12 protein-coding genes are annotated in these 11,189 nt (G+C 63.3%); 11 read left to right on the forward strand and 1 reads right to left on the reverse strand.

The features are described 5' to 3' along the window. Positions 1-167 precede the first annotated feature (167 nt). Positions 168-1,394, forward strand: a complete 1,227-nt coding sequence (locus ACWIVK_RS02490) for an MFS transporter (protein ID WP_448574960.1) — start codon at positions 168-170, stop codon at positions 1,392-1,394. 85 nt (positions 1,395-1,479) lie between these two features. On the opposite strand, the gene ACWIVK_RS02495 is transcribed toward ACWIVK_RS02490, so the two are convergent. Further along, entirely contained in the window at positions 1,480-1,956 is a 477-nt protein-coding gene (locus ACWIVK_RS02495) for an Hsp20/alpha crystallin family protein (RefSeq protein WP_448574962.1), read from the reverse strand. Between the two features lie 294 nt (positions 1,957-2,250). On the opposite strand from ACWIVK_RS02495, the gene rodA reads away from it, so the two are divergent. The 10 genes from rodA to ACWIVK_RS02545 form a co-directional block, all read left to right on the forward strand. Continuing rightward, positions 2,251-3,393, forward strand: coding sequence for a rod shape-determining protein RodA (gene rodA, locus ACWIVK_RS02500; protein WP_448574963.1), 1,143 nt, complete (start codon positions 2,251-2,253; stop codon positions 3,391-3,393). A 111-nt stretch (positions 3,394-3,504) separates the two neighbouring features. Beyond that, positions 3,505-4,719: a radical SAM family heme chaperone HemW gene (gene hemW / locus ACWIVK_RS02505; protein ID WP_448574964.1), complete on the forward strand. Its 1,215-nt coding sequence runs from the start codon at positions 3,505-3,507 to the stop codon at positions 4,717-4,719. A 33-nt stretch (positions 4,720-4,752) separates the two neighbouring features. Next, positions 4,753-5,580 (forward strand): ParA family protein, encoded by an 828-nt coding sequence (locus ACWIVK_RS02510; protein ID WP_448574966.1) that lies wholly within the window; start codon positions 4,753-4,755, stop codon positions 5,578-5,580. A gap of 15 nt (positions 5,581-5,595) precedes the next feature. Further along, positions 5,596-7,125: an IMP dehydrogenase gene (gene guaB / locus ACWIVK_RS02515; protein ID WP_448574972.1), complete on the forward strand. Its 1,530-nt coding sequence runs from the start codon at positions 5,596-5,598 to the stop codon at positions 7,123-7,125. Positions 7,126-7,140: 15 nt separating this feature from the next. Next, positions 7,141-8,697, forward strand: coding sequence for a glutamine-hydrolyzing GMP synthase (gene guaA, locus ACWIVK_RS02520; protein WP_448574968.1), 1,557 nt, complete (start codon positions 7,141-7,143; stop codon positions 8,695-8,697). 1 nt (position 8,698) lies between these two features. Continuing rightward, positions 8,699-9,433, forward strand: a complete 735-nt coding sequence (locus tag ACWIVK_RS02525; RefSeq protein WP_448574969.1) for a UPF0280 family protein — start codon at positions 8,699-8,701, stop codon at positions 9,431-9,433. A gap of 90 nt (positions 9,434-9,523) precedes the next feature. Continuing rightward, on the forward strand, positions 9,524-10,006 hold the full coding sequence (locus tag ACWIVK_RS02530; protein WP_448574970.1) for a metallophosphoesterase family protein: 483 nt from the start codon (positions 9,524-9,526) through the stop codon (positions 10,004-10,006). A gap of 10 nt (positions 10,007-10,016) precedes the next feature. Next, on the forward strand, positions 10,017-10,517 hold the full coding sequence (locus ACWIVK_RS02535; RefSeq protein WP_448382048.1) for an HIT family protein: 501 nt from the start codon (positions 10,017-10,019) through the stop codon (positions 10,515-10,517). Then, positions 10,504-10,887: a hypothetical protein gene (locus ACWIVK_RS02540; RefSeq protein WP_448574971.1), complete on the forward strand. Its 384-nt coding sequence runs from the start codon at positions 10,504-10,506 to the stop codon at positions 10,885-10,887. Before ACWIVK_RS02535 ends, ACWIVK_RS02540 begins: the two co-directional genes overlap by 14 nt. A gap of 25 nt (positions 10,888-10,912) precedes the next feature. Further along, on the forward strand, positions 10,913-11,189 hold a 277-nt coding region (locus tag ACWIVK_RS02545; RefSeq protein WP_448574973.1), incomplete at its 3' end, for a MutS N-terminal domain-containing protein.

Below are 11,189 nucleotides of genomic sequence, written 5' to 3' on the forward strand. Positions count from 1 at the left end.
CGCTCGACGGTCCGACGACGTTTCCTCGAGATACTCGGTGCGACACCCGATTCGCCCGAGCGCTCTTCAGTGAATGCTGATCGGGCAACAACTCTTGGCTCGTGCTCTCGCTCGCTTGCCGAGTTGGGCGGATCGTGCCAGGATGAGCGGGGGCTGCGGAGACTGCAATGCGCGTGACGCGCGATCTGCTCTTCCCAGTCTATCTGCCGACGATACTCCTCGCCTTCGGGCAGGGAGTCATGGTGCCGGTTTTGCCGCTGTTCCTCCGCGAGCACGGCGCCAGCTATACGGTGACCGGGATCGCCATCGCAGCAGGCTGGGTCGGGACACTCAGTGCTGACTTGCCGGTCGGTACCGTCCTGCCCCGCTTCGGACACCGTCGCGCCTTTCTGCTCGGCTGCCTCGTCTATGGACTGGCGACGGCCGGCGTTGCCCTGTCGGGCGATGCCATCGGAATCCTGGTCCTCTGCCGCTTCGTGAGTGGCGCCGGTGTGGCCCTTTGGGGTCTATCTCGGCATGCCTATCTGGCCACAGTGGTTCCCGTTCACGAGCGAGGACGAGCCATCGCCGTCTTCGGCGGGATCAACCGGATCGGCTGGTTCCTGGGGCCGGCCATCGGCGGTTGGATCGGGAACGTTTTCGGTCTGGCTTGGGCGATCGCGGCCACGGCAGTCTTGGCACTGCTGGCTTTTCTCGTCGCCAGCCTCGCCTTCGAGCCGAGTGGCGGCACACAGTTACACGTTCGTCACGCTCCGCTGGCCGCGCTCGGTGAGGTGCTGCAGACACGCTGGCAGGTCCTGCTCAGCGCTGGCTCGGCACAGCTGCTCGGGCAGATGTTGCGTCAGACTCGCCAAGTCGCCATCCCGCTCTACGGTGCCGATGCGCTCGGCCTCAGCGCAGCGACGATCGGTCAGATCGTCAGTCTCTCCGCCATGGTCGATATGGCGCTCTTTTGGCCTGCCGGTTGGATCATGGATCGCTGGGGACGCAAGGCTGCCGCCATCCCCTCGTTCCTCTTGCTCGGCCTCGCTATGGCGCTCGTTCCCTTTACCAGCTCCCAGACAGAGCTGCTCCTCATCGCCCTCCTGTTGGGATTCGCCAACGGACTGGGCTCCGGCACCATGATGACGCTGGGGGCCGACCTCGCTCCACCCGGACGAACGGGAGAATTCCTCGGCCTCTGGCGTCTCATCGGTGATGGGGGACAAGCGGCTGCTCCGCTGGCCGTCGGTGTCGTCGCGGACCTCTTCGGCATCGCGCTGACTGCTGGACTCTGCTCGGGGCTGGGCCTCTTTGCGGCCCTGATTCTGCTGTTCTTCGTCCCGGAGACACGAACGATGCAGACCCGGGAACGGGCAGTTCCAGCTCCGCCACACGCGTCGAGTCACGACTGAGTCGATCTGCTCGGCCCCGACCACGCACGAGAAAAGCCCGGGCGTCGAGCTGCCCGGGCCTGTCCTGCCGCGTGGACTGACTCGCTCAGTTGAGCGAACCGGCCAGTGCCTTCGGCTGCTGCACCGGGATCCGCTTGACGCGAGCCTCCGTCGTCTTGGGCAAAGTCAGCGTCAAGATCCCGTGCTCGACCTGCGCCTGTGCATTCTCCGCGTCGACCGGAGCGGGCAAGGTCAACGTCTCGCTGAACTCGCCGTACCCGATCTCGCGGCGGTACCAGGTCGCATGCTTCGCCGTTTCCTCATCGAGGACAGAACCGTACCGGCCGCGGATCGTCAGCGCGTTCTGCTCGATGCTGACCTCGAGATCCTCCGGCCGAGCACCCGGCACGGCGACCTTCACGACCAGCGCCTCACCCGTGTCGTAGAGGTCGATCGCCGGCCGTGCCGCAAAGGTCCGAGCGAAGAACGGTCGAGCCGTGCGGCCGAAGGCTTCGCTCATCAGCCGATCCATCTCGCTCCAGAGACGCTCGAACTCCGCGATCGGGCTCCAGCGCTCCATCATGGCTCCCTCCTTTCGCAGCGTTCCGAGGTACCCTGGTTTCTCGACTGATCGGCTCAGCACTGTTTCCGCAGATATATATACTCCTCTGCCACGCTTTGTGTCAAGATCCTGGTGTCGCTCGTCCTCCCTCAGGATCGTCGGTGGAGAACGCGTCACGGTACCCCTCGCATGGTCCGACTGAGGTCACCGTCCAGTACGGCTCGTCAGCGTGGCGAGCGTGCCGAGCGCGGACTGTGCTTGCGCGTATACTCGGGCCTGGGGATTGCGGCACGCACGCGAGGCCAGGATGGGCTCATGAACGCGATCGTCACGACCTTGCGCGGTCACGAGCGACGAGCCAACCTGCGGCACTTCGATTGGGCACTCGTCGCGACTACGCTCGTGCTCTGCCTGTTCGGGTTGGTCGCGATTTGGAGCGCCGACGGCGCTGGCCCGCTGCGCCTGAGTGGACCGGTCGGGCGGCAAGCGATCGCCATGCTCCTCGGTTTCCTCCTCATGCTCGCACTGAGCCGAGTCGATCCCCGCTACATCAGGGCCCTGGCGTGGGCTCTCTATGGTCTCGCATTGGTCGGCCTGATCGCGGTCGACCTCATCGGCGTGACGATCGGTGGAGCGCGCCGCTGGATCGACGTCGGCCCGATCACGATCCAACCGTCGGAGCCAGCCAAGATCGCAGTCCTAGTCGCGCTGGCGGCGTTCGTGGCCGATCGTGGGCCAGAGATGCGACGTTTCCTCAACTTTCTCCTGGCCGCTCTCCTCGTACTCGTCCCCATGGTCCTGGTCTACCAGCAACCGGACTTGGGAACGGCTGGGTGCTTCGCCGCGATTTGGCTCACCGTTATGCTGGTCAGTCCGGTGCGTCGGCTGCACCTCGGTGCGGTTCTCGCCGCGAGCCCGTTCATCGCACTGTTCGCTTGGCATTTCGTCCTCCACGACTACATGCGCGAGCGGCTGCTCGTCTCCTTCGATCCAGAGCGCGACTACTTCGGCGAAGGCTTCAACATCATCCAAGCACAGATCGCGATCGGCACCGGAGGACTGTTCGGCAACGGACTAGCTGGGAGCCTGCAGAGCCAGCTCGGGCTGCTCCGCGTGCGGCATACCGACTTCATCTTCGCCCATGCCATGGGGATGGTCGGGTTCGTCGGCGGAGTCGCGCTCGTCGCGGCCTATGTCTTACTGCTCTGGCGCACCAGTCGGGTCGCTCTGCTCGTCAACGATCTTTTTGGGCGAGCACTCGCGACCGGCGTGACTGGCCTTCTTTTCTTCCAGGCCTTCGTGAACATGGGTATGAACGTCGGTCTCCTTCCCGTCACTGGTGTTCCCTTGCCCTTCGTGAGCCTGGGTGGAAGCGCCATCTGGACGCAGTTCGCCGCCTTGGGGCTCCTCCAGAGCCTGCTGACCCACCGACGACGAACAGCTTTCGGGCGCGATTGACGATCCTGGACCTGAGGTCGGAACGGTCCCGCCGGCATGACTCTGCAGCAGGCGGAGCATCGCCGGGACCGGTTATACTCAACAGAAAGTGCGGAACCGGGCTACAGGCAGATGACAGTCATCGAGTCTACAGCACAGCTCCAGTTCGCTGCACCGCAACCGCGCGAGGCGCCGTGGGGGCTGTACGTGCACATACCGTTCTGCCGGCGGATCTGCCCCTATTGCGATTTCAACGTCTACGCCCGGCAGGAACCATTGATCCCCCGCTATCTCGCGGCCGTGCGCCGTGAACTCGCGCTAGCCGCTGACCGCTGGGGACGAGGCCCTGTTCGCACGATCTACCTCGGTGGGGGGACTCCTTCGCTCCTGACTCCGCAACAGGTCGCCGAGCTGCTGGACGCCATCGCGGCGATCTTCCTGCTGGTCGCCGAGCCTGAGGTCACGCTGGAAGCGAATCCCGAAACGGTCGACACCGCAAAGCTCGCCGGCTATCGCGCGGCTGGCGTCAACCGGCTGAGCCTGGGGGTTCAGACGCTGGTTCCGCAGGGGCTGAAGGTCCTCGGACGCGCGCATCGTCCCGAGACACCGGTCGCCGCCTACCGGGCTGCCCGAGCCGCTGGCTTCGGCAACGTCAACCTCGATCTGATCTACGGGTGGCCAGGTCAGACGCGAGACCTGTGGGAACAGGACCTCGCCACGGTTCTCTCCTGGCAACCGGAGCATCTCTCGCTCTACGCCTTGACGATCGAGCCAGGAACACCGTACGAGCGTGCTGTGCGTCGGGGCATCCTCCGTCCCCTCGACGACGACGTCGTGGCGGAATTGGCTGAACTGGCGATAGAAGAGCTCGAGAAGCACGGGTATCACCACTACGAGCTCTCGAACTGGTCCCGAGCCAGCTGCTATCGCTCGATACACAATACGATCTACTGGCGCAACGGTTTCTATCTCGGCATCGGGGCAGGAGCACACGGCTCGATGGGCGGGATCCGCACGGTCAACGAGCGCGTACCGGCTCGCTATATCGCGCGCGTGGAGGCTGGTGAACTGCCGATCGCTGACATCGAGTCGATCGACCGGCGCACCGAGCTGGTCGAGACGATGATGCTCGGTCTCCGCCTCGTCGCCGACGGGATTTCCGCTGCGGGTGTTCGCGCCCGGCACGGCGTCGAACTCAGCGAAGCGTACGGACCAGAACTCGACGAACTCGTTCAGTACGGCCTCATCGAGTGGGACGGCGAACGACTTCGCTTGAGCCGGCGCGGTATCCTCCTGGCGAACGAGGTCGCTGTCCGCTTCCTGGAACCGCGTGGTACACTCGAGTAATCAATATCGACCGCGCGGGCGGGGGCGAGCGGCGTGGAACGAGTGATCGCGGTCGCGAATCAAAAAGGTGGAGTCGGCAAAACCACCACCGCAGTGCAGCTCGCCGCCTTTCTCGCCCGTCACGGGCACATGACGCTCTTGGTCGATCTCGACCCGCAAGCCAACGCCACGAGCAGCCTGGGTGTGGAGCGCCGCAGCCTCGCGGGTACGGTGTACGACGCGCTGCTCGATCCGGAGCGCACCAGCGCCGTCGTCGTACCCGGTGTCCGTCCGGGACTGGACCTGCTTCCCTCGACCGGTATCTTGGCCGGGGCAGAGGTCGAGTTGGTCACAGCGAATCAGCGCGAGTTTCGGCTGCGGATGGCGCTCGCCCAGCTCGCCGAGCGGTATGCGGTCGTCCTGATCGATTGCCCGCCCTCGCTCGGCTTGTTGACGGTGAACGCCTTGGTCGCCGCACGCTCGATCCTCGTCCCTATCCAATGCGAGTACCTCCCGCTGGAGGGACTCGCCCAGTTGGTCACGACGGTGGATCTGGTCAAGCGGCGGCTGAACCCGCCGCTCGATGTCATCGGCGTGGTTTTGACGATGTTCGATGCGCGGACCCGGCTAGCTCTCCAGGTGGTCCAGGAGGTGCGGCGCGTCTTCGGCGCACGAGCGTTCCGGACCGTGATTCCACGCGCTGTCCGGTTGGCAGAGGCGCCTAGTCATGGGCAAACGATCTTCGAGTACGATCCGTCGTCCCGCGCGGCGACCGCTTATGCGGAACTGGGTCGCGAGTTGCTGGACCGACTCGGTCTCCCAGCGACGCGCGAACCGCTGGCCGTGGCTCACGAGAGTAGTTCGAGCGAATCCAGGGGGTGACCGACCATGACGATCATGTCCGAATCGATACCCGTATCCGAAACCGAGATCCCGTCGTTGGAGGACGTCCTGGCCGAGAAACTGGTCGGTATCGGGCTGACCTTCGACGACGTCCTGCTCGTTCCCGCAGAATCCGCCGTGCTCCCGAAGGATGTCGATACCCGAACCAACCTGACCAGAAACATCCAGCTGAACATCCCGATCGTCTCGGCAGCGATGGACACGGTCACGGAAGCGCGCATGGCCATCGCCTTGGCTCGAGAGGGCGGGATCGGAATCATTCACCGCAACCTGTCGATCGAGGAGCAAGTCGCGGAAGTCGACAAGGTCAAGCGCTCCGAATCAGGCATGATCGTCGAGCCGGTGACGCTGCGTCCCACCGACAAGGTGCGCGACGCCCTCGCGGTGATGGAGCGGTACCATATTTCCGGCGTCCCCATCACCGACGAAAACGGTCGGCTGGTCGGCATCTTGACCAACCGTGACCTCCGCTTCGAGGACGACCTCGATCAACCAGTCGCCAATCTGATGACCAAGGACAACCTCATCACGGCACCGGTGGGAACGACGCTCGACGAAGCCCGCGAGATCCTTCATAAGTACAAGATCGAGAAGCTTCCGGTAGTCGACGAGCGCGGGATCCTCAAAGGGCTGATCACGGTCAAGGACATTCAGAAGCGGATCCAGTATCCGAACGCGACCAAGGACCACCAGGGGCGACTGCGGGTCGGTGCTGCCGTCGGAGTCGGGCCGGAATCGCTGGAGCGAGCAGCCGCGCTGGTCGAAGAAGGGGTCGACGTCCTGGTCGTCGATACCGCACACGGACACTCCCGGGCCGTCATCGAGATGGTCAAGGCGATCAAGGCCCGCTGGGATGTCGACGTCATCGCCGGCAACATCGCGACGGGGGAAGCCGCTCGCGCGCTGATCGAAGCCGGCGCGGATGCGGTCAAGGTCGGCGTCGGTCCCGGCTCGATCTGCACCACCCGGGTCGTAGCTGGCGTCGGCGTCCCCCAGATCACCGCGATCATGGACGTGGCACGGGTAGCCCGCGCGTACGGTGTCCCGGTCATCGCCGACGGTGGGATCCAGTACTCGGGCGACATCGCCAAGGCGATCGCGGCCGGAGCGGATACCGTCATGCTGGGCAGCCTACTGGCCGGCGTCGACGAGAGCCCGGGCGAGGTGATCCTCTATCAGGGGGAGCGCTTCAAGGAATACCGCGGCATGGGTTCGATCGGTGCGATGAAGGCACGCTCCTTCAGCAAGGACCGCTACTTCCAACAGGACGTGGACAGCATCGCCAAACTCGTTCCGGAAGGCATCGAAGGACGCGTTCCTTACAAGGGACCGCTCGCCAACGTCGTCTACCAATTGGTCGGCGGTCTACGCGCCGCGATGGGCTACTGCGGCGCACGCACGATCCAGGAACTGCAGCAGAAGGCCCGCTTCATCCAGATGACCAATGCCGGGTTGCGCGAGTCGCATCCACACGACGTCATCATCACCAAGGAAGCGCCCAATTATCAGGTGGATCTGAAATAGAGAAACGGAGCCGTTATGGACTGGCATGCCCTGCATCCGGACCGTGTCCTCATCCTGGATTTCGGGTCCCAATACACGCAGCTCATCGCCCGACGAGTGCGGGAAAGCCATGTGTATTGCGAAATCCACCCGTGCACCATGGCCATGGAGGCGATCCGGTCCTACGCCCCCAAAGGGATTATTCTCTCCGGAGGCCCTTCCAGCGTGCATGACGCCAATGCGCCCCTTGCTCCGCCGGCTCTCTTCCACATGGGCATTCCCATTCTCGGCATCTGCTACGGCATGCAGCTCATGGCGCACCTTCTGGGGGGACACGTGGAACGGGCCGAACATCGGGAATACGGCCCGGCCCTGGTGGAGGTGGACGAGCCGGCCGTCCTTTTTCAGGATATCGACCGTCAGGATGTGCGGGTCTGGATGAGCCACGGGGATCGCATCGTCACCCTGCCGCCCGGGTTTCGCGTCCTGGCCCACAGCGCCAATTCGCCGGTGGCGGCCATGGCCGATGTGTCCCGAAAACTTTTCGGAGTCCAGTTCCATCCGGAAGTGGCCCACACGCCCTGCGGCCGCACACTCCTGGACAACTTCCTCTTTCACATCTGCGGCTGCAAGCCCACCTGGACCATGAAAAGCTTCGTGGATTCGGCCGTTTCGGCGGTACGCCGCAAGGTGGGCTCGGACCGAGTGCTGTGCGCCCTCAGCGGCGGCGTGGATTCCTCCGTCGTGGCCGTCCTGCTCCACAAGGCCATCGGAGACCAGCTCCAGTGCATCTTCGTCAACAACGGTCTTCTGCGCAAAGGCGAAGCTGAAACGGTGGAACGGGTCTTTCGAGACCACTTCGAAATCAACCTGGTTTCGGTCAACGCCACGGACCTCTTCCTCGGTCGTCTCAAAGGGGTGACCGATCCCGAACAAAAACGGAAAATCATCGGGAACCTCTTCATCGAAGTTTTCGAAAAGGAAGCGGCCAAACTGCACGGCACGCGCTATCTGGCTCAGGGGACCCTTTATCCCGACGTCATCGAAAGTGTGTCCTTCAAAGGGCCGTCGGCGACCATCAAGACGCACCACAACGTGGGCGGCCTTCCCGAACGCATGAACCTGGAACTTATCGAGCCGTTGCGCGAGCTCTTCAAAGACGAGGTGCGCCAATTGGGCCGGGAATTGGGCCTTCCGGAACGCATCATCATGCGGCATCCCTTTCCGGGGCCGGGCTTGGCCATCCGCATCATCGGCGAAGTGACGCCCGAAAGTCTCAAGATCCTGCGCCATGCCGACGCCATCGTTTTGGAAGAGCTGGAGGCGGAGAATTGGTACGATCGCGTCTGGCAGGCCTTTGCCGTTCTGCTGCCGGTGCGTTCCGTGGGCGTCATGGGGGACGAGCGCACCTATGAGCAGGTGGTGGCCATTCGAGCGGTGGAAAGCGTGGACGCCATGACCGCCGACTGGGCGCGGATGCCGTATGACCTTTTGGCGCGCCTTTCCAATCGCATCATCAACGAGGTGCCCGGCGTCAACCGAGTCGTGTACGACATTTCGTCCAAGCCGCCGAGCACCATCGAATGGGAATGATATGGACGCCCGGCCGGTCCACAGGTTCTATCGAGACCGACACAAACACGGCCCCTGGCACACCTTTCGAGTCCAGGTGGAACAAACGGACCTGTGGGTGCGTGCCGACACCGATCTTTCAGGCCGCACCCACGACCTGGTCCTGACCTATCGGCGCCAGATCCTCCATTACAGCCGCACCGTGCCCGCGTTCCTGACGGCTCTGACCCCTCTTCCCGACGACCCTCTGGCTCCGGACATCGTCCGACGCATGCTGGATGCCGCGCACAAGGCCCACGTCGGCCCCATGGCCGCCGTGGCCGGAGCCATCGCTCAGGCCGTGGCCGAAGGGCTCACGCCGTACACCCGGTCCGTCATCGTCGAAAACGGCGGAGACTGCTACGCCGCGGCCGACGAAGACCTGGTGGTGGCCATCTATCCGGGGGAAGAGTCGCCCTTTCGGGATCGACTGGCCCTGAAGCTGTCCGCTCAAGACCTGCCGGTGGCGGTGTGCACGTCGTCGGGAACGCTGGGCCATTCCCTGAGCTTCGGGCGGGCCGATGCGGCCACCATTCTTTCCCAGGACGCGGCCTTGGCGGATGCCTGCGCCACGGCGCTGGGCAACCGCATTCGTCGGGAAGACGACCTGGAACCTGCTTTGGCATGGGCGCAATCCGTGCCCGGCGTGCTCGGCGCCGTGGCCGTCTGTGGCCATCGACTCGCCGCCTGGGGAAGGATCGAACTGACCGTCCCGTGAAGCGCAAAAAGGCCTTGTGTTTCCCGAGCCCGGCTGTTATATGCTCTACTAACCATTGGGATTCAAAGCATTTTTTTTATCGAGCGGCGGATGATCATGAAAATCGCGGTGCTTTCCGACACCCACCTCACCACCGTCACCGAGGACCTTCAGACCTTGTGCCGTCTCTATTGCGATCCGGCGGATATGGTGGTGCACTTGGGGGACTGGACGGCGGCGTGTGTGTTGGATTATTTCGAGCAGTACCGTCTGGAAGGGGTCTGCGGCAACATGGACGACATGGGGGTGCGTCTTCGACTGCCCATGAAAAAAATCATTCGGGTGGGCTCATTTCGCATCGGCTTGAGCCACGGGTGGGGCTACGGCGGCGATGTGAGGGGGCACCTGCTTCAGGAATTCGACACGGCCGATGCCGTTCTTTTCGGACATACCCATCGGCCGCTTGTGGAAAGGGTCGATGGACGGCTTCTGGTCAATCCGGGTTCGGCTTTTTCCGGCCGGGGCTCATCAGGGCGGACCTTGGCGGTGCTCCATGTGGGAAGGTCGCTGGATGCGGAAATCGTGAGGCTGTAGGAGTGGGGTCATGCGGAATCTGTGGGCGCCGTGGCGGATGGAATACATCTTGGGGAAACGGGAACCCTATTGCATTTTCTGCCCGGAAGGCGACGGGCTGAGTGACGAAGAGCGGCTCATTCTCTATCGCGGCCGACGCACCATGGTGATGATGAACAAATATCCGTACAACAACGGCCACCTGCTCGTGGCCCCGTGGCGGCACGTGGCCGACCTGGAAGACCTCACGGAGGAGGAAATGACCGACCTCATGAAAAAGGTCCAGGCCTGCGTCACAATCCTTCGCCGCACCATGAGGCCGGACGGATTCAATGTGGGGCTCAATCTGGGCGCGGCTGCGGGAGCCGGGGTGGAAAGCCATCTGCATTTTCACGTGGTGCCCCGTTGGGAAGGGGACACCAATTTCATGACGGTCTTTGCCGATGTGCGCAGCATCCCCGAGCACCTGAGGCAAACGTACGACAAGCTGCGACCGCATTTTGAAAAGGAGAAGGCGCATGAAGCTCTTTAGGCTGTTTACCACCCTTTTGCTTCTGGCTGTCATCGTGCTTTTCGTGCGGCAGAACATGGCGACCTTTCAAAGGGATCTGGACTTCAGCCTGTATCTGTTCATCCGCGAAGATGTGCGCTGGTCCCTGAAGGTCTCCACCGTGATTTTCCTCTCCGGTTTCGTGGGGCTCCTTATCGGCCTGGCCTTGATGTTTCGACCTTTTTATCATACGCGGAAAGCCCTGCAGGCGGAGCGGTCCGAAAAGGAGCGGCTCCTGGGGGAAAGAGCCAAGGCTTTCGAAGAAGCCGACATGGCGCACCCCCAGGCCGTGGCGGGGCCGCCCCGGGAAACGGCACCGGAGCCCCAGGCCGCCGACACCCCCGCCGGATGAAGCGCGCCTCCGACTTTCTATGGCCATGAACAAAATCACCCCCATGATGCAGCAGTATTTGGACATCAAGGCCCAGCATCCCGAAGCCTTGTTGTTTTACCGCATGGGGGATTTTTATGAGCTGTTTTTCGATGATGCCGTCACGGCGTCCCGCATCCTGGATATCGCTCTCACTTCCCGGGACAAAAACGCCGAAGATCCCGTGCCCATGTGCGGTGTGCCCTACCACGCAGCCGAAGGGTATATTGCGCGCCTCGTGGGGGCGGGATACAAGGTGGCCGTCTGCGATCAGGTGGAGGACC

This window comes from Thermomicrobium sp. (assembly GCF_053493975.1).